The sequence below is a fragment of the uncultured Slackia sp. genome, assembly GCF_944321625.1.
Lineage (GTDB): Bacteria > Actinomycetota > Coriobacteriia > Coriobacteriales > Eggerthellaceae > Slackia.
Genome location: NZ_CALUMA010000051.1, coordinates 14413 through 39909 on the forward strand (window position 1 = coordinate 14413; position 25497 = coordinate 39909).

General features: G+C 60.8%; 19 protein-coding genes. 5 read left to right on the plus strand and 14 right to left on the minus strand.

Features of this window, described 5'->3' with window-relative positions; genetic code table 11:
• Positions 1-54: 54 nt before the first annotated feature.
• From Q0J60_RS04955 to Q0J60_RS04970, 4 genes are all read right to left on the minus strand, one after another.
• Complete coding sequence (locus Q0J60_RS04955) at positions 55-606, minus strand: biotin--[acetyl-CoA-carboxylase] ligase (RefSeq protein ID WP_294439132.1); 552 nt, start codon at positions 604-606, stop codon at positions 55-57.
• Complete coding sequence (locus Q0J60_RS04960; protein ID WP_294439133.1) at positions 606-1487, minus strand: PfkB family carbohydrate kinase; 882 nt, start codon at positions 1485-1487, stop codon at positions 606-608. The genes Q0J60_RS04955 and Q0J60_RS04960 overlap by 1 nt, the downstream gene beginning before the upstream one ends.
• 221 nt (positions 1488-1708) lie before the next feature.
• On the minus strand, positions 1709-3016 hold the full coding sequence (locus tag Q0J60_RS04965; protein WP_294439134.1) for an ATP-binding protein: 1308 nt from the start codon (positions 3014-3016) through the stop codon (positions 1709-1711).
• 242 nt (positions 3017-3258) lie between these two features.
• Complete coding sequence (locus Q0J60_RS04970; protein WP_294439136.1) at positions 3259-4866, minus strand: response regulator transcription factor; 1608 nt, start codon at positions 4864-4866, stop codon at positions 3259-3261.
• Positions 4867-5049: 183 nt separating this feature from the next.
• Here Q0J60_RS04970 and Q0J60_RS04975 point away from each other — a divergent pair, with 183 nt between their 5' ends.
• Positions 5050-6624: an FAD-dependent oxidoreductase gene (locus Q0J60_RS04975; protein WP_294439138.1), complete on the plus strand. Its 1575-nt coding sequence runs from the start codon at positions 5050-5052 to the stop codon at positions 6622-6624.
• A 134-nt stretch (positions 6625-6758) separates the two neighbouring features.
• Here Q0J60_RS04975 and Q0J60_RS04980 read toward each other — a convergent pair whose 3' ends face one another.
• The 3 genes from Q0J60_RS04980 to Q0J60_RS04990 are packed head-to-tail and all read right to left on the minus strand — an operon-like array spanning position 6759 to position 10953.
• A complete protein-coding gene (locus Q0J60_RS04980; protein ID WP_294439139.1) occupies positions 6759-7916 on the minus strand; it encodes an FHA domain-containing protein in 1158 nt (385 codons plus the stop codon).
• A complete protein-coding gene (locus tag Q0J60_RS04985) occupies positions 7913-9892 on the minus strand; it encodes an AarF/UbiB family protein (RefSeq protein ID WP_294439141.1) in 1980 nt (659 codons plus the stop codon). The genes Q0J60_RS04980 and Q0J60_RS04985 overlap by 4 nt, the downstream gene beginning before the upstream one ends.
• The gene (locus tag Q0J60_RS04990) at positions 9889-10953 is read right to left on the minus strand and encodes a hypothetical protein (protein WP_294439142.1); all 1065 of its coding nucleotides are present in this window, start codon (positions 10951-10953) and stop codon (positions 9889-9891) included. The genes Q0J60_RS04985 and Q0J60_RS04990 overlap by 4 nt, the downstream gene beginning before the upstream one ends.
• 501 nt (positions 10954-11454) lie before the next feature.
• Here Q0J60_RS04990 and Q0J60_RS04995 point away from each other — a divergent pair.
• Positions 11455-14331 carry a hybrid sensor histidine kinase/response regulator gene (locus tag Q0J60_RS04995; RefSeq protein WP_294439143.1) on the plus strand — a complete coding sequence of 959 codons (2877 nt, stop codon included), beginning with the start codon at positions 11455-11457 and terminating at the stop codon, positions 14329-14331.
• Positions 14332-14364: 33 nt separating this feature from the next.
• Here Q0J60_RS04995 and brnQ read toward each other — a convergent pair whose 3' ends face one another.
• From brnQ to Q0J60_RS05030, 7 genes are all read right to left on the minus strand, one after another.
• A complete protein-coding gene (gene brnQ, locus Q0J60_RS05000; protein ID WP_294439144.1) occupies positions 14365-15750 on the minus strand; it encodes a branched-chain amino acid transport system II carrier protein in 1386 nt (461 codons plus the stop codon).
• Between the two features lie 139 nt (positions 15751-15889).
• On the minus strand, positions 15890-17209 hold the full coding sequence (gene larC / locus Q0J60_RS05005; RefSeq protein ID WP_294439145.1) for a nickel pincer cofactor biosynthesis protein LarC: 1320 nt from the start codon (positions 17207-17209) through the stop codon (positions 15890-15892).
• Between the two features lie 214 nt (positions 17210-17423).
• Entirely contained in the window at positions 17424-18140 is a 717-nt protein-coding gene (gene larB / locus Q0J60_RS05010; protein WP_294439146.1) for a nickel pincer cofactor biosynthesis protein LarB, read from the minus strand.
• 88 nt (positions 18141-18228) lie between these two features.
• Positions 18229-18894, minus strand: a complete 666-nt coding sequence (locus Q0J60_RS05015) for an asparagine synthase-related protein (protein ID WP_294439147.1) — start codon at positions 18892-18894, stop codon at positions 18229-18231.
• Positions 18894-19331: a MerR family transcriptional regulator gene (locus Q0J60_RS05020; RefSeq protein WP_294439148.1), complete on the minus strand. Its 438-nt coding sequence runs from the start codon at positions 19329-19331 to the stop codon at positions 18894-18896. The genes Q0J60_RS05015 and Q0J60_RS05020 overlap by 1 nt, the downstream gene beginning before the upstream one ends.
• Before the next feature lie 371 nt (positions 19332-19702).
• Positions 19703-20788 (minus strand): ferrochelatase, encoded by a 1086-nt coding sequence (locus tag Q0J60_RS05025; protein WP_294439149.1) that lies wholly within the window; start codon positions 20786-20788, stop codon positions 19703-19705.
• A 271-nt stretch (positions 20789-21059) separates the two neighbouring features.
• Entirely contained in the window at positions 21060-22970 is a 1911-nt protein-coding gene (locus tag Q0J60_RS05030; RefSeq protein WP_294439150.1) for a serine/threonine-protein kinase, read from the minus strand.
• Between the two features lie 101 nt (positions 22971-23071).
• Between Q0J60_RS05030 and Q0J60_RS05035 the strand changes: the two genes are divergently transcribed.
• The 3 genes from Q0J60_RS05035 to Q0J60_RS05045 all read left to right on the plus strand — a co-directional run.
• Positions 23072-24628 (plus strand): FhaA domain-containing protein, encoded by a 1557-nt coding sequence (locus tag Q0J60_RS05035; protein WP_294439152.1) that lies wholly within the window; start codon positions 23072-23074, stop codon positions 24626-24628.
• Between the two features lie 9 nt (positions 24629-24637).
• Positions 24638-25051 (plus strand): FHA domain-containing protein, encoded by a 414-nt coding sequence (locus Q0J60_RS05040; protein ID WP_294439153.1) that lies wholly within the window; start codon positions 24638-24640, stop codon positions 25049-25051.
• Positions 25051-25497 (plus strand): protein phosphatase 2C domain-containing protein (locus Q0J60_RS05045; RefSeq protein WP_294439155.1); only part of this gene is annotated, 447 nt, incomplete at its 3' end. The genes Q0J60_RS05040 and Q0J60_RS05045, both read left to right, overlap by 1 nt.

The window sequence follows — 25497 nt, forward strand, 5'->3', positions numbered from 1 at the left end:
ACAAGTTCTCCAAGCTGACCCGAAGGGGCATCGCTGGCGATTCGAGAGAGGCGCTTACATTTCTTCAATCTCGTGCGCAATCGCCGCGAGCAAGGCATCGAGCAACGCATCGAGGTATTCCTTGCTCGGAACGCCAAGACGGCCTTCGGCCAAATCGACCAGATAGGCAGGCACGTTGCGACCGTCGGTCTCAATGGGGCGGTCAGGATGGAACACGTTCACGCCGCAGCCAACCACCACGCAACCGTCGCGCGCCTCCAACGAGATGCCGCAGATTTTGCCCGCGTCGCACACCACGTCGTTAGGATGCTTCACGCGAATCGAATCATCGTCGACGCCGCACTCCATGCGCACCACGCGGCACACCGCACGAGCGATTGTGGGACTGAGCTGCGGCCATGCGTTTTGCGGAAGCGACGGGCGCAGCAGCAGCGAGAAATACAGACCACCCTCGGGGCTCACCCACACGCGGCCCCACTGCCCGCGCCCCTGCTTCTGATTGCGCGCGACCACAACCGCACCTTCAGGGGCTCCCTGAGCGGCAAGCCCCCACACGTCGTCATTCGTAGATGCGGTTGTCTCTTTGCATAGGATGGAAAAATGCATTACAGAAGATCCGTGACTTTGCCCAGGAGCAGCTCGAAGCTCACGCCGCGGTTCTTGAAGTCGGGCTGCTTGGCGGACACGATCATGGCGTCGTGCGTCAAATCGCCCGCGAACGTCACGGCTTCGGCCAGCGGACGGCCAGCCATAACGGCAGCCAAAAGGGCGCTCGCGTACAGGTCGCCCGTGCCATGCAGCATGTAGGGCAGATACTCGTTCTTCGCCTCGAAGAAGGCGCAATCGCGACCAGCCACAAAGTTGCGGATCATGCCGTCGCCGCGCTGGATGCCTTTGAGCACCACGTTCTTGGCGCCCTTGTCCAGCAACGCGCGCACGATGCGCTCCGCCTCGGCGTCATCGATGTTCACGCCGCCCCACTCGTCGCCGATGGGCTCGCCCAGGATGATAGCGGCCTCGGTGAGGTTGGGGGTCAGGATGTCGGCATCGGCCGCAAGGTCAGCCATGGCCTGGCACAGTTCGGGCGTGTAAGTGGGATACACCTTGCCGTGGTCAGCCATCACCGGATCCACCACGCGCAGCGCGTCAGGGTACGTCTCGTAAATGCCGCGGATGATGTCCACCTGCTCGGGCGCGCCGAGAAAGCCTGAATACACGGCATCGATTTCCACGCCGATGCCCTTCCAGGCGTTCAGGTAATCGGGCAGGATGTCAGTGGTGTCATGCATGTACCAACCGGGAAACGCCGTATGGCTGGAGAACAGACCCGTGGGCACGGGGCACACGTCGCAGCCCGCGGCAGAAAGCACGGGGATGGCCACGCCCAGCGAGCATTTGCCGTAGCCGCACAAATCGTGCACGGCGGCGACGCGCGGAATATAGTCGCCCTCGCGCTGATAGAGAACCGTTTCGGTAGCGTTAGCCATACTGCATGCTCCTTACTACGTTTGCACTTGGGATATGTCGCAACGCTTGCGCGGCGCTCGGTTGACGCATGCGCGGCGCCCGGCCGAACCATCCCCCAAGTGCTACAAAGCCGGCCAATCGACCGGCTTTCAACTTTCGTGCGGTGCCTATATTACGCGGCACGTGTTTCCCGCGCATGAACACATCCCGAAATCACGCAATGAGCATGCAGGGCGGCATTCTACGCCCCCAAGCTCGTCAGAGGCGCCACGCATACGCCGCTCGGCAACCGATAGGCAAAATCGGTCTTTCCTACGAGCACCAACATGAAGCTCGGCTCCGGGTTGCGAGCTGCGGGGTTCGCCGCAACCTTGTCACGCAAACGGAGCAAACTCTTTTCCGCCTCGGGCACTTTGTTTGCGCCGAGCTTGATTTCAATCGCGCCCCACCTGCCGTCACGCAACTCAATAATCGCGTCGACTTCAAGCCCATCCGAATCGCGGTAGTATCGCAGCGCATCGGGCTGAGCCCCCTGCATCGCCGAGGCATATACGCGCAAATCGCGAAGACACATCTCTTCGAAAAGTTGCCCAAATAGCTGCAGATTCCCCATGAGCATTTCCGGGCTTGCACCCAAAAGCGCCGCCGGAAGCGATGGATCGGCAAAGCCGTGTTTTGGCTTGGTACGCAAGCGTCGGGGCGATTTGATGGGGGCATCCCATCCGTGCAAGTCGCAAACTACATAACGACCAATGAAATAGTCGAGAAACGCCCGCATCCTGCGCTCTTCGGCATCGGAAGAATTCGAGATGGGCTCGTCATTCATGTCTTTGGCCAGCGTCTTAAGCGTAACCGGGCTTCCTATGTTGCGCGCAAGCGACCGGAGAAATTGCCGCAACTCCCGCTCGTTACCGGGAGCTGCATCGTCCTGCTTGGCAAAAAGAGCATCAAGATACTGCGGCGGCACGATAAGAGCCGTTTCATCGTCAAGGTCCAAGGCCGCCGGCCATCCGCCCCTGCACGCAAGCCTTGCAAGCTGGTTAAGGTCGGTTTTTACCGGACCACCAGAGAAGTTGCCCTCAAACAGTCTAGAAAGAGAAATCGCCCCATCCGAATTACCCGACTCATACAAAGACATGGGCCACATCTTAAGCCTAGATATTCGACCCGAACCCGTATGGCGAGTTTTGTCGTGAGAGGGACGCGAGGATCCCGTAAGAATATAAAGCCCACGGCGCCCACCCGCCTCGTCAATTCTATTACGAACAGCGTCCCACGTTTCAGGTACCTCCTGCCATTCGTCTACGACGCGAGGGGCATCGCCATTCAAAACCGCACCGATGTCCATTTGGGCAAGCTCACGCGCCTGGGGATTGTCGAATGTAACCCGGCTATTGCCATGGGCGCGAGCGGTCCACGTTTTGCCCGACCACATTGTGCCCGCAATTTCTACAGCCCCGAACGCTTTCAGATGGAGCTCCACCGTAGAGTCAATAAGTCGAGGCCAATACGGCATGCCATCAATTGTTTTTTTGATTGCTCCACTCATATAAGACCAACTTGCTCATCTGGTAAAACCGAAAATATCGACAGTTTTACCCCGAAAATATCGGATTGATTATACCGAAAATATTGGCAGTTTTACCCCGAAAATATCGGATTGGCAAACGCATGCCCAGCTTCGTGGGAGCTTTTCCAAGCCTTCCAGGGAGCAGAGCATACCCCGCCCTCGCAATAGAACGCGCCTAGACATGGCAATGGTCGAGCAGCAAATCTGAATCGTCGAACAGCCTACTTTTCGGAATTCTCTAGCAGAGAAATCAAATCCTGGCGCGAGTGAACGCCGGTCTTTGCGTAAATACGATCTGTGTGGGTCTTGATGGTGCTGTACGCCACGCACAGGTCATCTGCAATCGCTTGTAAACTGCGACCACGAGCAAGCTGCCCCAAAACTTCAGTCTCGCGCGCGGAAAGCCCATAGCGGGCAGCCACGATAGAGCATCGCTCGTCAAGTATCGCGTTGAACATTTCGGAAAGATTGAGTTTGGCTGCTTCCTCAATGGTAACTTTGTCGGACTTTGCCGCACGCTTGCCCGACTTGCGTTCATCCTGATGCCCTAAAGACAACGCCACGCCAATGCCGGGCGACATTGCGTTCTCCATAACGATGAACAGATACACAATGAACACCATCACACCAACTAGGAGCATGGAAGAGCTGGAGCCGAAATTCATGCCTAAAAACGTTCCTGCCAGAAGGCCCACGTTCATACAGGACTTACCCAAGCCAAATACCAGAGGAGTAGGCGCACTCGTGTTTGCCGCCAAATCCGTCAGGCTAGCCCACACATAAATTTCCAGCAGGGTATATCCCGACATGATGACCACCGACGCCAAGGTCTCCTGTCCCGCAGATAAAAAAGGAAGCAAAAGCAGGCCTGCCGCCATGAGCGGTACCACAAATTTATACGCCAGGTCTATCTTTGTTTCGCCGAAGAGCACGATGCTCGCCACCGCCAGCACCACCAACACAATGGCTACTCCCGAAAACATTGCCTCCCCGATACCGCCTGTAGATGCAAAAGGCAATGCCGCTGTGTAGCCGCGCATAAAGCCAGGCGCCAAGCAACAAATTCCAACAAAGATTAGGAAGCGTACCGATATGGCTCCGCGAATGACACCCATCCGGCTCTTCTTTGGGGCAGTAGCGCCACCAAGATCGACACTTTCCGCACGGCTCATGGCATCGGTTGATTGCTCGGCCTCCCGTACCTCTCCGCTATGACTCATGCGGATGCTCAGATGATAAAAGGCAACAGAAATGACAGGCAGTAGCATGGTAACAACAATGCCGGCCAAACGAGGGAGCATGCAGATAAGCAGGTAATAAAGAACGCCTACGGCCAAAGATGTCGGAATGGTGCGCTGCTTGGCAGAGGCGGGCGGAATGTCGCGATACGCATCTGCCCAAAGAAGGAGTAGCCCCGCAGTACCAACGCCGGATAAAACGGCAGCAGTGTACACCCACATCGTGGGCAATAACTGCCCGAAGAAAAACCCAATGGTCCCCAAAACCGTTAATGCCGCAAACAGAGGTCCAAGACGGCGAAAAGCGCGCGAAGTCAACCAAAGAGAAAGCAAACCCAGCGCCACCATCGCCAGGCCATTTGAGAGCGCATTAAGAAGCCAACTTGAAAGACCCAGAGATTCGGGCATCGCACCGAAAAACATCGTGGAGAAGAACGCCACATGGACCCAACCCCAGCATGTGCCAAAACCAAGGCAATGTATGAGCATCCATTCGCTAGAGTAAGATTTTTTGGACATTTCGGCGGCGCCGGAAGCACCCGAGGCTGCTTCATTGACTATGATTCCATTTTTACTAGTTTTATCAGGCATTATAGTCTTTGTCCCCCGAAACAGCCCACATGCAAATGTGCGCGACCCCTCCAAAATCCACCGCCCTAGACGATAAATCAGAAGACGGCTTTTCCGTATAGTAAAGCACGTCATGAAGACTGGCAAATGGCTGGTCAAAATGACTGGGAAAGCGTTAGCCAAACGCGATTCAAGGAGGGAATCATGGCAACCATCAATCTTTCTCGTCGTAACTTCCTGCGAGGCGCAGGTGTAACCGCTGCCGCAGTAGCGGCCGCCGGCATGCTGTCGGGCTGCGGACCCCAGTCCGCGGGAGACGGCTCAGATGCCCCCGCAACCGAAACCTCTACGACAACCTACGAGCCCGCCGAAACCATGGATGTGGACATCGTTGTGGTTGGCGGCGGCGCCTCCGGAGTTGCCGCTACCGTTCAGGCGGCCGAGCTCGGCGCGAACACCCTCTTACTGGAGAAGAACAGCAAGTGCGGCGGCAATGGGCAGCTGACCGAGGGCATGTTCGCCCTCAATTCCCAGATGCAGAAAGACCAGGGCACGAGCAACGATGTCACGTTCCGCCAGATCATCTCTGCTGAACAGGAATTCTTCAACTACCGCATCAACGCTCTGCTGTGGAAGGACATGGTCGAGGCTTCCGGCGACGACATCGACTGGATGGCATCCCACGGCGTTAAGTTCTCCGGCGTAATCGACAATTACCACGGCCTGGGCAAATTTGACTGCTTCCACTGGTTCGAGGACGGCAAGGGTTCCAACTACATCGACCCCATGGTGGCAAGCGCCGAATCCCTGGGCGCCACCGTTATGACCGAGACCTCCGCTCTTGACTTGATCATCGACAACGGCCAGGTCAAAGGTCTGTATGCCGAAAAGGCGGACGGCTCCATCCTGCAGGTTAACGCCAAGGCCGTCATCCTCTGCTCCGGCGGCTATGCCCAGAATGAGGAAATCATGCTGGAGCGCGGCTGGGATTTGACCTATTCCACCAACAACGGCATCGAAGGCCACGACGGTGACGGCCTGCGCATGGCAATCTCCGCCGGCGCTAACGACGTTTCCCGCGAGCGCTGCTTCCTGCGCGAGGCCTACTCTTACGGCATCGACTTCTTCGCCACCATGTCCCAGACCATCCATCGCGGCGGCCCCGTCCTGTGGGTCAATGAAGATGCCGAGCGCTACACCAACGAGAACTGCGGCCACTTCGTTCCCCAGTGCGTCGGCAACGCCGTTCACACTCAGAACGCCTCCTACCAGATTATGAGCCAGGAGATCATCGATTACTTCGTACAAGCCAACGACTATCCCGAGCTGACCGCCGACCTGGACGAGGCTGCGGAAGCGTGCCCCGGCGAAAACTTCTATAAGGCCGACACTATTGCCGAGTTGGCCGAGAAGCAGGGACTGGATGCCACGACTCTGCAGGCGACGGTCGAGCGCTACAACGAGCTGTGCGACAAGGGCGAAGACGACGACTTCGACAAGGAATCCGAGTTCCTGATCCCCGTGAAGACCGGCCCCTTCTACATCATGCGTCAGGACATGGCGTTCTGGACCTCTATCGGCGGCATCGACTCTAACCGTAAGATGGAAGTCATCACCGCCAAGGGCGAGCCCATCCCCGGTCTGTACTCCGCCGGCACCGACTGCTGCAACCTGTATCGCGAGACCTACACCATGTCTATCCCCGCATCGTGCAATGCCAATAACTGCTACTCCGGCCGCACCGCTGCGAAGAACGCTTATGAGACCTGCGTGAAGTAGTTCCGACTATCGGTTTCTTAGGACAATCCCTGGCCTGAGTCGGCCCTCCCTCAACCAAGCCAGCCCCTCCCCATGCCCGCGAGCCAGAAGGCTCGCGGGCATTCTTGCGCATCGTCTGAACAAGAAGAATTTGACTACTCGGGCAGGCCCGCCACCAGAGCGAACACGGTGTCACCAGCCAGGATGAGTTCGTCGCCAGGATGAATTTCTATCGCATCAGACACCACAAGTTCCGCGTCAATGCGATCGTCGGGCTCAACCTCAACGATTGATTCCTCAGTTTTGGACCCGTCTCCGCGCTCGGGCTTGCTGCCCTCACTTCGCTCGATCTCGTTCTCGGACGCACCATCACTTGCGAGCTCAGCTTCGCCATCCGCGTCCTGGGCATCAACGTCTTGCACAGCACCCTTCGATTGCCCCTTCTCCCCCTTCGGCGGAGCGACCACGGTTTTGCTGCGATCGACACCGTTTATTACCACGGTGCCGTTGCGCGATCCCAAATCCTCAACGAACCAACGGCCCTCTTCGTCGCACCATATATGCGCATGGCGGCCCGACACGCGCGGACCCACGTTAGTAATATCATCCTCACCCAACGCGAGCGCACCAATCTCAACGCCGTCGCCTTCAGGCGACACCCAGTGGGCGCTTCCTTTCACGTAGCCGTCCACCACGCGAACCAGACCCAAGGCAAAAGGCGCACCAGCAATCCGACCCGACGCCTCTTGGGCATCGCCGAGCGTTGCGGCGGGCGTCGTGGCAAGATTGTCCCCATGAATCGATCGCGCATAGTTGACTGCGAACTGAGCAGCAGCGCGCACATTCGCCGTGCACCCCGCTGCAACGAACAGCGTCATGGCAATTTCCACGCGCTCATCGTTGGTGTAGCCCGCCCCGCCGATAAGCCGCGCAAGCACGTTGTCGTACAGCGCCACATCCTGGTGCGCAGCCGAAAGCGCCTCCTTCATCATGGTGCCGCCATCGCCCACGATGAAGCCCAGAATCTGCTCGCTTGACAACGCACGCTTTTCGCGCGCCTTAAGACGCGCCACGATGCGCAGCGACGACACGCCGAAATCGCTGAAATATCTGTCCTGCAATGAGCCTACCGGCGCATGCACAATAAACCGCGATACCCATGTCCGGTCGCTTACGCGACTCGCAGGACTGCGCCCGTCCGCCAGGGGCTTGCCCGAGAGCACCAGCGAAGCGAGTTCCTTGTAGCTCATGCCGCCGTATTTCTTCATGGCGGCAAACAGCGCGCCGCACGGGGTGAGGTGGGCTTCCGTCATGATTCGTCCTTTCCGGTTTGAGGGGCGTCGCCATCCTGAGAGGTCTCGTCGTCCCGGGGACTCTCGTAGGTTTGCGAAGAATCGTCATGCGATGGGGCTGCGACGGACGTTGAATGCCCAGAAGCAGCTTCGTCAATTTTGGCGAGCCCTGCCGGCGCTTCAAGCGCAAGGGTCTTATCATCTTCGCCCTCGGGCAAGCCCGTCCGCTTGGGCTTGCGCGGCGTGGGAAGCGCCACAGCCAAGGTGTAATCCACCACAAGCGGGCACCATCCTGCCGCCACCGCCGCAAACAATGCTGCCGCCAGTCCACGCCACACGCCCAGCGATTCGGTGGAGATGCTCAGCAAGGCAGCCACGCCCGCGAGAGCGCCCAGCGCAAGAAACGCGCTTCCGCGAACGAAACCACGGAATGTGCCGGAATCACGCCACCTACCCAAAAATCCTAATACGCCAGGCACGGCAAGCGCGGCAGAGACGACCGCCCCGTTCACGCTTCCCGCCCACGCAAGCGGCCCCAAATCGAACGAAATATGCGCACCGTGAGCAAGCAGACCCGTTGCGCACACGACGATAATCCATACCGCGGCAGACGCGGCTTTCGCTGCCGCCTTCACTATCGCGCGCAGCTCCATCGCCGACACGGCAGATCCTTGCGGTTCGCCATCAAGCATGCACGGCAAAAGCGGCTCGCCCGCAAGCGAACGCTCAACGTTTTCAGCGTACTGGCGACAGAATGCCGAGAGGGCGCCATGCATCTGGCGCGCAGTCGGACGCGCCCCTTGCGGCACCGCAAGGCACTTAGCCAATAGCTCCGCAAGCTGGGCATCAACGTAGTCGAGGGCATCTCGTACGTCCTCGGCGTCGGGTCTTGACGACATGCCGCCCGCCGAACGCTCCACCATAACCGCGACTTCCGGCTCATGGAGAAGCACAGCGTCTAGGTCGGCGGCGGGATTATGCGCCATGACGGGAACCGCCGGCTCTTGTTCCGTCTTTACGCGATACGGAGAAACCGCTTCGTCAGAATCTGCGCCCACCAGGTCAAACGGGGGACGCCCGCACGCCAGGTGATAAACCACGCTTGCCGCAGCATACACATCGATCGCAGGAGACTTACGCAAGCGCTCCAGATCGGGAACATCATCCGTAAGCATTTCGGGCGGCGCGTAATTCGCCGTAGCCTTGCGGGCCACCATGTTCTGGCGAGTGAACGAAACACCCTCGTCCATTGACGCCGATGACCCGAAATCGACCAAACAAAGTTCGAAGGCGCCCTCATCTGCCTGCTCGAGAACCGAAAGGCGCGAGGTGCGCACCATTACGTTGCCCATAGACACATCGCGGTGCACCATGCCGTCTTGAATCAAGTCCATACGCATAAGCAAGTCGAACAAATCGCGTCCGATGCGCGCAGCGGTCAAAGGCGGCACGCGCCCTTCGTCATCGGCGGCGAGCAATCGACAAGCCTGGGCGAGCGTCTGCCCCTCAATCCACTCCATGACAATCGCCGGAGCACCATCCACCAGCCCGAATCCGTACAGACGCGGGAAACCCGCCAAGCCCGAAAGCGCCCGATGGCATTCGTATTCTTGGCGAAACGCCCGCTTGAGTGATTCCGCATGGCGTTCATACTCTTCGTCGTCGGTCGAATCCACGCGCTCGGGAAGCACGAGCGTCTTAAGCGCAAACGCTTCGCCCATGGCATTGGTCGCACGCGCAACGCGCCCAATGCCGCCACGACGAACATGCGCCTCGTCCACGAAGAGAGTTACGAAACGACGCAGGTAGGCATCGCGCTGCTCGCCATCGAGTGCAACAGGCGACTCGAATTCCTCGATATGGACCAGGCGCATGCCACGCTCAGAGCGCTCAATAGCTTCAGGCTGCGCCTCAAGCTCGATGACGGAATCGATGCCGTCGCGAGAATCGTCGTGACCGCTCATGCCGTTTTCCGGCCCTCCGAATCGCCGGCTCATAGCCCAACTCCTGCGTTCACCTTTTCGTTATATTCTGCCAAAAGCGGTTCGGCCTCGTTCAGACCGTCGATAATCCACTGCCACTGCGAGGCTAGGTCATTGCCAGCGCTCCAGCTTGACCCCCATGCGCCGGACAGTTGCTCAGAATACCTAAAAAGAAGCATGAAGAGGTTGATGAGCTTTCCCGCCGATGACTGCCATTGGGAATCGTCCTTGTAGGCCATACTGTTGTGCAAAGACCCCCAATCGCCGCCCATCTCGCTCTTGAGCACCTCGGCCTGCCCCTTCAGTGTTTCTCTTTCATCAATCGAGATTGCGAACATAGGCGCTGCATCGCCGCCCACGAAGTATGAGCGCAGCTCCATCACGCGCGTTGCGTATCCATTCAGCCTGTTGGCATAGCCAATAAGCAGCTGATGATAGGCCTCCTCTTCTTCGGGAGCGGGCCCGTCGGGCTCGGGCGTAGGCTCAGGCTCTGGCTCGGGACCTTCGGGCTTGGAATCATCCGAACCCGGCTCATCCGGATTTGGATTCGGCTCCGAATCAGGCTTCGCATCGCCTTCAGCATCGTTTTGACCCTTGTTGCTATCGGCGTTTCCAGAGGAGCTGCCACTTTCGGCATCCTCACCGTCTTTGTTTCCATCCTCGCCGCCGGTATCAAGTCCGGCTGAACCCTGCAGGGTGCCACTCACAACAGAGCTGAGGGATGAAAGCCCGCCGACGCTCGATACTACGCCCGATGATGAACCGGCAGCACCGCCGCTTGAAGAACCCTCTTTCGCATCCGCTTCTTCTTGGGAAGACCCGCCAGCGCCTATCAGCTCTCCGAGCACGCTGGTTATCAGCCTTTGCGAGCCGACAGCAGGATTTGCGGGGGCCTGAATTACCGCCGCAATGGTATCGGACGACATGATGAGCCCCGGGACCGCAGCCGCATACACCACCGATCCGAGCAAGAGACATGTGAGAGAGAAAACGGTGAGGCCCGTAAGTGCCGGCTTCAATGAGCCACGACGCCTGCGCCGCGCAGAAAGCACGCGACCTTCAAGCTTTTTCGTCACGACCCCAATCTCCTTACAACAACGCGCGCGTCGCGCCAAACACCTCTACGTTACGCCGCATACCCTCAGCCCAGAAAAGAACCCTCCCCAAGCGGAAGAAGCGTGCACGCTGCCCCGCCACGAAACGTCTTGCGCGCATCGTCGGTAGCCACGCGTATACCGCCCCAGATGCGCAAACGCCTTATTCCGGCAGGCGGAGAAACTGCGCTATTCTACCGCGCGACAGGCTTTGCACGACGCGGCGTAATGTCATTTTTCGGCAATCTGACGGCAAAGCAAAACGAACGTAAGCGACGGCTCTTTCTCGATGCGGCGCCCACGCGTTTTTACGAAGCTTCTTCCGACGGCATCTCCCCCGATTTGATCGATATCCCAACGCCCAAATCGTCGCCGCGCACACCCTCGTTAGCCCACATTGTTTCAAAATCGCGGTATGCCGATTCGGAGTGCGATAATGCCCCTTGAGATGCTGCGCACCGCAGAGACAAGGCAGGAATAAGCATGGCAAATCAAGACGAACACGTTTTGGACGCCCAATCAACGGAACTGACCAGCGCACCGCTGGAAGGCCCCACCGCACGTGATGACGCCCAGGCGAACAAGGAAAGCGGTGCCGCGCCTTCAACAGGCGGCAAATCACAATCGACAGCCCGCGGCACCAAGCGCAAGGCCCCGCATACCTCGCCTGTGGTTCGCAGCGTGATCAATACCGCGGTCCTGGTGGCGGTGTTCGCTCTGGTCGCCCTGTTCAGTCTGAACCTGCTGCAAACCAAGCTGCTAGAAAACGCCCGCCAGATGGGCGACGCGCTGGCGCACAGCTACGCCATCGAGGAAGAGAACAACGCGCTCGTGTACCAGCAATTCGCCTTGCTGGAAGCCGAATACTTTGAAGGCTACGTAAACGCCGGTTGGACCGACGAAGAGCTCACCGCTTGGCTTCAGCAGCTAGGCACGAACATGACCGCCGCCACGCCCGCGACGGCGCTTTATCCGTACGCCGTGGTCAACGGCCGCTTCATTTCTTCCGACCCAGACGATAAGTTCTCCGGCGATGCCTACAAGGACGCCCCGTGGTACACCCTTGCGGTTAAGAACCCTGAGAAGGTGGTATTCACCGATGCCTACACTGACCACATCACGGGCAAAACCGTGATCACCATCGCCATCGCGATAAACGACACTCCAGACATCTTGGCCTTCGACATCCACCCCGATGCATTTGGCACCAAGGGCGCGAACCCCATCAGCCTGCCCGCGGATTCCTCCTATTACCTGTGCGACGGCAGCGGAACGCTTTTGTACTGCGATTCTGTGCTTTTCGAGGGGCAGGCACGCGAAGACTACATCAAGCAGGTGCTCGCCGGCATCAGCGCAGGCGAGTTCGAAGCGATCGACTCCTCCGTCGTCGACCCCAACGGCAACGTCCGCGCCGTGTATTATCACATCGCCGATAACGGCTGGATTTCCATCGTCACCGTGCCCTTCAGCACGCTTCTGGGCGACCTGCGCGCCTTCACCATCGGATTCGGCATCGTGTTCGCGCTGCTGCTGGCCCTCACCATTTGGCAGGGTGTGCGCAATTACCGCAGCAATAAGCTGGTCGAACGCACCAACGACACCGTTCGCGTGCTGGGCAATTCGTACTACGCCATCTATCGCGTCAACCACCGCCAAGGCACCTACGAGATGACCAAGGGCTCCGACTATGTGCGCAGCCGTCTTCCCGCCACCGGCTCGTACCAGGCGCTCATCGACTGCGCGCTCGCCGTCATCGAGCCCAAAACGCGCGATATGTTGGCCAGCAACTTCTCGCTCGAGAACGTGCGGTCGCTGGTGGCGCGTGGCGTGCGCGACTTTGGCGGTGATTTCCTGCGCCTGTTCGGCGATCGCTACCTGTGGGTGAGCGTGCGCCTGCTCATGGACGAATCGCTGAGCAGCGAAGAGGCCGTGCTGTGCTTCCGCATCGTGGACGACGAGAAGCGCGCCAACCTGCAACGCCTGCAGCTCATGGAGGATTCGCTCGACGTGGCACGCCGAAGCCAGAAGGCGCGCAACCGATTCTTCAGCTCCATGTCGCACGACTTGCGCACGCCGTTGAACGCCATCATCAACCTGAGCCAGCTTGCTGAGGTGCACGCCGACGACGTCCAGGCGACCCGCGGCTATCTGGAAAAGATCCGCACCTCGGGATCGCAGATGCTTGCGCTGGTGAACGATATTCTGGATGTGTCGCGCCTGGAGGAAGGCGACGCGCTGCGCATGGAGTCGACCGTATTTGACCTGGGGCAATGCGCCAAATCGTGCGTCGGAACATTCGAGGCGCAGGCGCGACGCGAGCGCAAGTCGCTCACGTGGAGCGTGGATGTGAAGGATTCCCTCGTGCGCGCCGATGCAAACCGCCTCACCCAGGTGATGAACAACCTGCTGTCCAACGCCTTGAAGTACTCGGACGAAGGGGCGTCGGTAACGCTTGAGGTGCGCCAAGCGACGTGCGGCGAACGTCACAATTCATACCAGTTCATCGTCTCCGACACCGGCATTGGCATGTCGCCCGAGTTCATGGAGCGGATATTCATCCCTTACGAGCGCGAAACCACATTCAGCTCGCGCAACGTGACCGGCACGGGGCTGGGCATGCCCATCGTGAAGAGCATCGTCGACCGCATGGACGGCACCATAACGGTGGAGAGCGAACTGGGACAAGGCTCCACGTTCACCGTGACGGTGCCGCTCGAAAGCGCGAATTACACAGATGCCGAGCGGGACGAAAAGGACGGTACGGAAAAGCTCCACGAACCTGTGGAACCCGACAGCGTGCACGGTGCCGATGCGCAAACACCCACGTTCACGGGCAATGTGCGCCTCGGCATGTTCGCCGATGACACCCACGCCTTCGATACGGCAGGCAACAGTTCGTCCGATGGCCACGATTCAGCGAACGACCAGGGCGAAGGCGCTCCGTCCGACGACGTGCTTCAGGATGCTCGCGTGCTGATGGCGGAAGACAACGAAATCAATCGCGAGATTGCCGTCGAAATGCTTTCCATGCGCGGCGTCCGAGTCACCTGCGCCGCTGACGGCCAAGAAGCTGTGGAGGCGTTCGCCGCCAGCGAACCAGGGGCCTTCGACGCGATACTCATGGATATGCAGATGCCGCGCATGGACGGCTGCGATGCGGCGCGGGCGATTCGCGCCATGGGGCGCAGCGATGCTACGACCATCCCCATCATCGCAACCACCGCGAACGCCTTTGCCGAAGACATCGCCGCCACTACCGAAGCGGGCATGAATGCGCACGTATCGAAGCCCATCGATTTCCAGGCGCTTTTCAACGTGCTCGAAGAGCAGATAACGCGCTATAGAGACACCGCCAACTAGCTAGACGGGCGGCAGCAACGGTTCGCTGCGGAACTACTCCCCTGCGGCCGCTTTGCCGCCCTTGTTCACGACGAGCGAATGCGCGACGCCGATCACGGCGGCGACCAGCGCAGGAACGAGCCAGCTCAAGCCGATATCGGCCAGCGGCAGCATGTCGAACGGCAGCCACGCGCCCGCGAAGAACGCGTCGCGCACGCTTACGATGACGCTTTCCACGGCCACCACGCCCACGACCCATTTCCACACGTACGGGACGCGGTCGCACGCCGAATGCAGCATGCCCATAATCACCAGCACGATGGCGGCGGGATACAAGGCGTTCAGCAGCGGCACCGAAAACGTGAGGATGGCCGTGAGGCCGAAATTGGACACCACGCACGAGAACACGGCGAACACCGCCGCCCATGCCGCGTACGGCAGCTTGGGGAACGTCTCGGCGAAATAGGTGGAGCAGCAGCTGATAAGACCTGTGCACACGTTGAGGCATGCAATGAAGAAGATGGCCGCGATGATGACCGTGCCCACCAGGCCAAAATGGCCGGTCGCAGCAGCCGTAAGCAGCTGCGCGCCGTTCTGGGCCTCGGGCATATAGGTAGCCGTCGCCACGCCCACGAAGCCGAGTCCGCAGTAAATCAGCAGCATCAACACGCCGGCCACCACGCCAGCGCGCGAAATCTCGAACGCCACATCGCCGGGCTTTTCCACGCCAAACGAGCGAATGTTCAGCGCGATGACGATGCCAAAGTTGAGAGCCGCCAGCAGATCCATGGTCTGATATCCGTTGAGGAAGCCCTGCACCGCCGCCGCATTGTCGTACGGCGCACGCACCGGCGTGGGCTCGCCCAGCGGAGCGACAATCGACGACGCCACAATGATGACGATGAGGATGATGAGCGCCGGCGCGCAGATGCGGCCCAACACCTGGGTGAGTTTGCCGGGACGCATGGCAAGCGTGTAGGCAATCGCGAAGAACGCCACCGAGAACGCGATGGACGCCACGTTCAGCGGCACGCTCTCAGGCAGAAGCGGCGCCAACATCTCGAACGATGTGGACGAGGTGCGCGGGATGGCAAGGCACGGGCCGATAGACAGATAGACCAGCACGGTGAATACCAGTGCGAAACGGGCATTCACGCGGCCGGCGAGCTTGGGCAAATCGCCCGCAAGCGCCACAGCCACGATGCCCAGAACCGGGAATCCGATAGCCGTCACCAGGAATCCGATCATGGCAGGCACGGCGGCCTCGCCCGCCTGGGCACCCAGGAGCGGCGGCAGAATCAGATTGCCCGCCCCGAAGAACATCGAGAACAGCGTCATGCCTACGAGCAGGCTCTTCTTCAAATCAAGACGAGTACGGCCCGCCTGTTGTGCGCCACTCGACGCCTGCTGCATGCCCTGCGCCATCGCCCCTTCAGCCATGTGCATCCCTTTCGCAAAAAAGCTCCCGCACAAGGCGGGAGCGAGGTTCCTCTTGAAGCGGAGGCATGATACCACAACGGCTGCTGGAACGATTCGTCACTCACATCTCGGAAGCGATGCGATATTGCTTGACGCCCCTTTAGTCGAACGCTCGCATCACGAATTGATACGCCTCCTGATAAGTCATGCCGTTATCAGACGCCGCAATCGCCTGCGCGCTTGATGCCGCGACCACCGCTTCGACGCTATCGTGCTCAGGCGTAATGCGAACGCGGCCATCGGGAAGCGTGACTTTTTTGGCACGGACCTCGCCGTAAGGCGTGCTGGCGCGCAGCTCCTCACGCGGAAGCACCGTGCGCCCCATGGCGGTGCGCCTGATGCCGATGGTGGTGGTATGCGCGAACAGCTCCGCCTCCATGGCGGGAATGTCGTCCTGCATGCAGATGACTTGGATCTGATACGCCGGGCGATTCTTCTTCATGAACACAGGCATGAAGTGCGCCTCGCGAGCCCCTGCGGCAAACAGGCGCTCCATCACGAAGCCCAGCGCCTCGCCCGTGCAATCGTCCACGTCGCATTCGAGCTTCCAGATGTGCGACTCGCGAACCGAACCAGCACACGGCCTCGCCCCGTCGGTCGCCTCTTCGATAATCATCGCGCGCAGAAGGCTGGGTACTGCATAGGCACGCTTGCCTGCGCCCAACCCCACACGCTGCACCGTGAAACACTCGGGCAACGTGCTGCGCGTGCGCACGGCGACGGTAAGAGCGGCGCCGGTAGGCGTGACGAACTCGCCCTGCGCATCCATGATCGAAAGCGGGATGCCTGCCTCGGTGACGATGTTGGACACGGCAGGCACCGGCACAGGCAGCACGCCATGCTGACAGCGCACCGAGCCGCGGCCCTCGCACAGGCGTTCCACCACCACATCATCAAGCCCCAGGTCATCGAAGCACACAGCGAACGCCACCACGTCGACGATGGAGTCCACCGCACCGACCTCGTGAAAATGGACCTGGTCAATCGACACGCCATGCGCCTTCGCCTCGGCACGTGCGATGATGCCGAAGATGCGCAGGGCCAGGTCTTTGGCGCGGTCGGTTATATCGGCCGCGCGGATGATGGCCTCGATTTCCGGCATGCCGCGGTGCTCGTGATGATGACTGCGAGCGTGCTCGTGTGCGCCGTGCTCATGGTGATGATTGTGATCGCCGCCGCCGTGCAAGTACACCATGTCGTGGTCGTGATTCTCGTGCACGGCGTCCAGCACCACGTTGAAATCACATGCGTCGAGGCCCGCCTTCTTCACGCGCGACACACGCGCCTCGAATCCGTCGACCGGCAGGCTTGCGAGCGCCTTCTGCAGCTTTTCCTCACTCGCACCCAAATCAAGCAGCGCCGCCACGGCCATATCGCCGCTGATGCCCGCCGCACATTCCAAATACATCATTCGTCCCATAGAGTCATCCTTTGCAGCTATCGTTCGTGCTCCGCAGATTGTTGGCGGCAGTCAAAGAGTTCGTAAGTCCAAAATAATGGCAGAGCTCTGACCAGGTATTATATAGTATATCGCCTGGTCAGAAGGCCATTTGGAAACGCCAAAATAATCGAGTTGCGAACTCTCACGCGCCACTTTGAGCTCGACACCGAACGCTTCGCACCATGAACCGGGCTCACGCCTCTTGCGCACGCTCCGCGGCGCGCTTGCAGGCATGGTCGATGAGCGCCGCCTGATAGCCCGCGCCGAATCCGTTGTCGATGTTCACCACGCTCACGCCGCTCGCGCAGGAATTCAGCATGGACAGCAGCGCGGCGATGCCGCCCAGGCTCGCACCGTACCCCACGCTCGTGGGCACCGCGATGACTGGACATTTTGCCATGCCGCCCACCACGCTGGCAAGCGCACCCTCCATGCCGGCGACCGCCACCACGCTGCTCGCACCCGCAATATCATCCGCGTGCGAAAAGAGCCGATGAATGCCCGCAACCCCCACGTCATACAGACGCACAACGCGGCTGCCCAGCATCTCGGCAGTCACGGCCGCCTCCTCGGCAACGGGCAAATCGCTCGTGCCCGCGCAGGCAACGCACACGTAGGCGTCGCCGTCCGACTCGGGCAAACCGCCCACGATGCCGAGACGCGGCGTCTCACGATATTCGAACACGTCAGCATCGCACGCCGCCAAAAGCGCCTTGACCTCAAAAGCTTTCTCAGAATCGAGGCGCGTGATCAGCACGCGCGTCTGCCCCGCATCGCGCAGCGCGGTCACGATGCCAGCAATCTGATCGGCAGTTTTTCCTTCGCCGTAAATCACCTCGGCAACACCGGTGCGCTCCTCGCGCTGCGTGTCCGGCTTGGCATAGCCCAGGTCTATGTATCCTTCTGGCATGTCGGTCATCTCTATACTTTCTATTAGTAACTTACTATCTATTTTAAGTCTTAATACCTAATAATACTTACTAGCTATTCTGATTCTACTAACATATAGATAGCTGCATTCCTAATGAGTGCGTCACTTGGCCAAGCGATTCGCGCGTTAGCGGCTCTCCAGGTGGCACCTTGGTGGCAAAACACGAGAAATTGGGCTTATCGGCCGTGGACAGACTCATGGCTCGCGACGCCGCACGCACATCGTCCTTCGTGAACCCCGCCTCACGAAGCGGAGAACGCACGCCCAGTTCCGCAAGCGCACGGAAGCCAGGTCGGTTCGCGGGATCATCAGTCGCGTTCGTCCCATCAAGCAGCACGCGCCGTCCATCCCGCTCCATCGCCGCAAGCACCTGGCCGAAGATAAACCGCTTGCACAGGTAGCACCGATCGGGCGGATTCGCGCACACGTCGGCCTGCGAGAGAATGTCGGCGCGTATCAACTCGAATTCCGCACCCGTCTCCTCAACGACGCGCCGCGCATCCTCAAGCTCAAACGGCGCCTGGAACGCGGTCATCACCATGTACGCCTTCACGTCCAGCCCGGCGCGACGCATGACGGCCAGCAGAAACGACGAGTCGCACCCACCGGAAAACGCCAGGCCGTAGCGCTCGTCGGGACTAAGCGAGGCCACCGCATCCTCCCAGGAGAGCTCGCCGCCGAAAGGGACCGACGCGTCGCTACCCTCCGTAACGCTTTGGAGCGAGGCGCTCATTACGCCTGCCCCTCGCCGCACGAATCGCACAAACGCGAACCGGGCTGCGCAGGTTCCGCACCAGGACGCATGCTCTTCTCCGCCTCGAGAATGATGGTCTCGTAGTTCGCAATCTTGTAATTCAAGCGGTCGAGGCCCGCCTGCAGATCAGCAATGCGCTCACGCACCAAATCGCGCTGCTCCTCGAGCAAGGCCTTGCGCGCGGGAGCCGTCTCTTCGCCCTCGTCGAACAAATCCATGTACTCGATCAGAGCCTCGATGGACACGCCTGCCGCACGCATGCACTTCAGGAACTCGATGGTGCTGCAGTTCGTCTCGTTATATTCGCGAATGCCACTCTCGGTGCGCGGCACATGACGCAGCAAGCCAACACGCTCGTAATAGCGCAGCGTATCGGCCGAAATGTCGTAGCGCTTGCTCACTTCGGCGATTTTCATACTGACACCTTTCCCTTGGCGCTCGACGCATGACGCGATGCAGGGGTTGCAGCGCACCGGCGCTTTTACCACCAACGCCACAAACAGTCGCACGCACCCGCGACAGGCCCCGCAATGCGACACCGCAACCCGTTCGCTCTTTGGCTGCATTGAACCACTTAGAGTGGACTTCAGGTCAAGGAGATAAAAGAAATCCTCCAATTTTCATGCCCCTACGGCAATCATGGACCGCAGCAACTGCATTTTGCCGGCCGACAACCGGCCCAGCAGCTTATTCAGTCAGAACTACGCCGAGAATAAGGCTTCGGGCCGTGTCGCCCTTTCGCCAAACCGCACGCAAACTGCCATAAACCAGCGGGTCACGCCATTCGTCAGGCGTTCACCTTGCATGCGACCGCATGTGCCAGCGATTCAATGAACGCCGCATCGGCGCCAAGAGCGGGGATGTAAGAGAATCGAGCGCCTTCATTCCCAAACCGCTCGCACTCTTCCGCGAAATGCCGCGCAGCAAGATCTCCCACCTCGTGCAACGTTTCCAGGCAGTCCGCCGAAAAGCCGGGGCACACCACGGCGACGTTTTTGGTCTGCTCCTTCGCCAGACGCGACAAAACCGGCTCCAAAAATGGCCCGATCCACGTGCGGCTGTCGAAGCGCGACTGGTATGCCAAGCGCACATCGCCACGCGGAATGCCCAGCTCATCGGCCAGGGCGCGCGCTGTAGCAAGGGTCTGTTCGGGGTACGGGTCGCCCGTCTTGGCGTGCGACATAGGAATGGAGTGGAATGAAACCACCAGCTTGGAGCCAGGCGCATAATCCCATGAACGCCTGATAGACGACGCAAGCGCCTTCAAATAGCCCGGGGCATCCCAGTAATGGCCGATGCGCACAATGCGCGGCGCGTTCGCGGTCGGGGCTGCGGCCGATGTCGGGGAACCCGCAGTGCGCAGAGCATCGCCATTCGGCGCCGCGTCTTCCCTATTCCCTCCTTCAGGCGCATGCCCATACACGCGCGCAAATGCACGGTCGAATTCTTCGAAGCACGTGCCGGCGCACGATTTCGTATATTGAGGATACAGCGGCAGCACGACAATCGTGTCAGCACCCGCATTGCGCAGCTTCACCAAGGCCAGCTCGGTCGAAGGATTGCCGTAGCGCATACCAACCTGGACGGTCACCGGTTCGCTGATGAGTTCGCCCAACCGGGCCTCAAGCGCATCACGCTGCTCAAGCGAAGTCTTGATGAACGGACTGCCCTCAGGCATCCATATTGCCTGATAAAGCGGCGCCGTGCGCTTGGGTCGATTCGGAAGGATGAACAGGTTCAGAATAGGCTGCCACAATGCGGGCGGCATGTCGATCAAATTACGATCGGAAAGAAACTGCTTGAGATAGGGCCTGATAGCCTCGGGCGTCGGCTCGTCCGGAGTACCTGTATTCATAATGAGAACGCCGAGCACTGTCATCCCCTTCATCCCAAAAGTCAGTAAACGCCTCGCGCTATGGCATTTCGTACGAAAGCGATAACGCCGCGCCGAGGCGAGAGCATCCGGAAACTAACTTAGCACACACGATGCGCGCCCGCACAAAGGAGTCAGAAACCTCAACAGCGGCGCGCGTTTTACCGCAACGAACGTACTGCCATCGCGTCGCGCGTGGCTTTAGCAAGAAGTGCCGACCGTCCAATACGTCGGCACCCATGCGCCGAGAAGCGACCGGCACGCAGCCTTCTCACCTTCTGCGTGTGGGATGCTGCCGTCTATCGCGTGGAGCATAGCCGTCCGGCACGTCGCCATAAGGGTCCCAATCGCGTTCCGGCAGGTCGGGGCGCAGCGGAACGCCGGCCACGGAGGCGCACACAACAATCACTACGCAGGCAACAAGCACGGGAATGACGTCGGCAAAGTCGATGACAGCGCCCATGCCTTCCAGAGCGCCGCCCGCCGCACAGCCCGCCAGCATGGTCACGCCCGCAACAACCGCGCCTGCAATAGCCCAGGGCCGGCTTCCCCGGCCGCAGAACAACGCGAGCAACGCAGCGGCGGCCACCCATGACACTGCCTGAATCCACATCGACGGATCGCCCAGAAGCGCCAGCGCATTTGCCTGCATGTGGTTGGAAAGCTGCCCGTTCACGAACACGTTCCACCCGGTCAGCGACATGCTTCCCGAGCATGCGAGCACAAAGGCGGTCAGGGCCGAAAACGCCGCCGTGGCAGCGGCGCCCGGAACGCGCAGGAAATATCCCGCCAAAAGCGGCGCAAGGGGCCCCAGGCCAAACGCCCCCAGCGCGACCCCGGAAACGCCCGCGCCCGCCTGCGCGTGTCCTCGCCGGCCGACAAACGCCCACCAGGCAACCCCGGCGACAAGAAACACGGCTCCCAGAACGTACGCTTCGTTGGCAAACAGCGCAGCCGCAAGCGCGATGATGGCGACGGCCGCCCCCGCAGCGGGAAGCACGATTGCTGCCACGATGCACACGGCAAGCACCGCCCAAAACGCCGGGGTCTCGCGCCCGGCCACCGTGTAGAGCGCAGAAATATTCGTTGCCGCCTCGAACGCGATAAATCCGCAGGCAGCAGCGGCCCACAGGCGGAACAACACCGCCTGCGCACGCTCGTCCAAGCGATCCATGAGGCTCACGCGTTCGCGCACATAGCGCGGCATGGGCTCGGTGGCATCGTCTTCCTCGGCGTCGTCGCACGCCTCACCCACCAGCACCGCAAGCTCGCGCATGCCGCGACGCGCGTCGCCCAGATGCGGCATGAGCGCGTCGGCGAACAGCGCCACCGAATCGAAGCGGTAGTCGCGCTCGATGGCGAGCGCCCCGAAGATGGCCTCGTCGGCTTCTTCGTCGATATCGTCGCGCACGACGGAAGGAATCACCAGCTCGGCTTCTTCAATCGCCACCTCCGCTTCATGCAGCGTTTCGGCGAAAAACGGGTTGTCGCCCGTAAGCATTTCGTAGGTCAGCGCGGCAAGCGCCCACTCGTCGGTGCGCACGTCGGGCGCCTCGAGGCGCATCTGCTCGAGCGGCATGTAGCCGATGGTGCCGCCCGCCGCCTGGCCGAATCCCGCTTCGCACGACAGCTGCGCCAGGCCGAAGTCGGACACCTTCACCTGCCCCTGGCGGTTGATGAGCACGTTATCGGGCTTGATGTCCAGATGCAGAACCTGATTGGCGTGCGCCTTGGCCAATGCATCGGCCACCGCATCGAACACGCAGGTGGCAATGTTGAGAGGAAGCGGGCCCGCGAACTCGCGCATGAGGTCGGTCAGCGTGATGCCGTCGACGTACTCCATGATGAGATACGCCGTGGCGTTGCGGTAATCCACCTCGAAATCGTACACGCCCACAATATGGTCGCCGGAAAGCAGTGCGGCCGTGCGCGCCTCGGCAAGACCAGGAATGTCGCGCGGCGCCTGGCGCGCATCATACGCAGCCCCCGGCGCCTGAGCCGCATACGGCCCGCGCGCGGCGTTCGGCCCCTCGCAGGCCCCAACGACAGACGGATCCCAATGCAGCATTTTGATGGCCACACGGCGCTGGATACGCGTGTCCCACGCCACCTGTACCACGCCATATCCGCCACGACCCGCCTCTCCGAGCGGGCGATATCTGTTCAAGATGAGATTTTCCACCCGTATGACCTTTCAATTACAATTGGCGCTTATTATAGTTGGTTGGTTACTATATTTGCTTAGGCTCTCAGACCATAAACGCAGAAAGGCTTGAGTCGACCATGGGAATCTTCTCCAAGTTCGAAGGCAAGATGGAAGACACCTTCGAAGGTGCCGGCGGGATGCGCAACGCCCCCATCTCTCCCGTCCAGATTATGAAAAAGGCGGAAAAGCAGATGAGGCGCGAAAAGATGGTGAGCGCCGGCAAGCAATACGCCCCCACCCTCTACACCGTGCTGGTGAACCCCGATGACGATCAGCGTCTGTTCGGGTTCTACCCCACGCTGGCAGGCGAGTGCGAAACGCGCCTTGCCGCGTCCGCCGCATCCGACGGCCTGTCCATGGACGGCCAGCCGCTCGTGCGCTTCATCGTGGACGAGGGTCTCAAGCATGGCAAGTTCGACGTGATTGCCGAAGTGGTGAGTGCGCCCATCATCGAGCAGCTGCGCGCAGAAGAAATGCAGCGCTACGGCATGGGCGGCTCCAACCCCGCGCCTGCGCAGGCCGACCCGTATGCCCAGCAGCCTTACGGCCAGCAGGCCTACGGCGCCCCTGTCTACGGCAGCGGCCAGCCTCGCGGCGCGCAGCAGCAATTCGGAACTCCCGCCCAACAATCTTACGGCGCCGCCCAGGCGCCCTACGGCGCGCAGCCCTATGGCGCCGCCGCGGCAAACGACCCCTACCATCAGGGCGGAGCGTATCCCGCTCAGGCAGGTCAGGGCGCATACCCTGCACAAGCGCCTCAGGGCGCGTATCCCTCGGGCATCTCCGTCCCCCCCGTATTCGACGCGGAGCCGGCGGCCAAGCCTCCCCTGCCTTACGTTCCCGAAGAGGAGATCGATCGTTCCGTAGACTACGGCGAATACACCTTCAACAGCAAGAACTTCGCCGATTATCGCGAGGAGGAGCAGAGCGCGCAGCAGCCTGAGCGTCATGAGGCCGGCACGTTCTCCGACGAGGAGCCCCTGCCCGGCGCCGACGGCTCGGCGATGCAGGCTAACGAGGCGGGCCAGGCGGACGAGAACGCTCAGCAGGAAGCGTCCGCCGCGCAGGCCTCCGGCGCCCCTCAGCAAAATCCTTACGCCCAGGCGGCACAGCAGCCCGCAGCCTATGACCAGTACGGCCGCCCCGTGCAACCGCAGCAGATGGGCGCGTTCCCGCAGGCTCCTGCCGCAGGCGCCTATCCCGCCGGCATGGGGGCCTACCCCGCTGCCGGCGCCATGGCGAATCCCGCATACGGCGCAGCGGGCGCTGCCGCCATGCAGGGCGTTCCTCACACCGTCGCGTTCGCGGCGGGCGCAGGCCAAGCCGCCCCGGTGCCCAACCAGGCGATGGTGCGCGCACACCTCATCGACATCGCATCCAACCGCTCCTACGACCTGGCCACCAACCGAGTGCTGCTGGGCCGCGAAACCGGCAACGACATCGTGATCAACGACCTCAACGCCTCGCGCCAGCATGCACAGATCGAATTCGAGCCCCAGGGCATCTGGGTCATCACCGACCTGGGGTCCACCAACGGCACCCTGGTCAACGGCATGCCCGTGCAACGCCGCGGCCTGACCGACGGCGACCGCATCACCCTAGGCGTCACCGAGTTCGTATTCACGCTGCGATAGGAGCCTGCCGTGATCGACGTCATTCTTCTCCTGGGGCGTCTGCTGTTTGTGGCTCTGCTCTATCTGTTCCTATTCGCGCTCATGAAAACGGGCATCGGCCTGGTCAAAGGCCAGCGCGCCAAGGAAAAATCATGGTATGTGTCCGTTGAGCGCGGCCCCAAAGAGCTGCGCGGCGTGCGCATGGCCGTGCGCGGCCCCGTAATCGTGGGACGCGCGCCAGGCGCCGATATCGTCATTGGCGCAAGCTATGTCTCGGGACGCCATGCCCGCTTTAACCTTATGGGATCCAACCTTTTCGTAGAGGACCTGGGATCCACCAACGGAACCGCCGTCAACGGACGCCTCATCGCCGAGCCCGTCGCCCTGCGCGACGGCGACGTGGTGAACGTGGGCGACGTTGCCATGCGCGTGAGGTTTGAATAATGTCCGCCGCCAAGGCGCCCAAGGCGCAGCGCGGCCGCCACGCAAAAGGCGCGATGCTCTCGTACGGCTCGCGGACAGACGTGGGCCTGGTGCGCGATCACAACGAAGACAGCCTGACCGTAACTCCGCCCCTGTTCGCCGTGGCGGATGGCATGGGAGGCCATGCGGCCGGCGAAGTGGCGAGCGAAGTGGCCATCCAGTCGCTCGTCGTCCACGCCCCGCACACGGCCGACGGCGACGACCTCGCCCGCGCCGTGGTGGAGGCGAATCGCGCCGTCATCCGCGCCGCGCGCGAGGGGCTGGGGCGCCAGGGCATGGGCACCACGATGACCGCCGCCGTGCTGGACGGCCCTCGCATGGTCATCGCGCAGGTGGGCGATTCGCGCGCCTACCTCTTGCACCAAGACCGCCTGCAGGCCATCACGCGCGACCACTCCCTCCTGGCC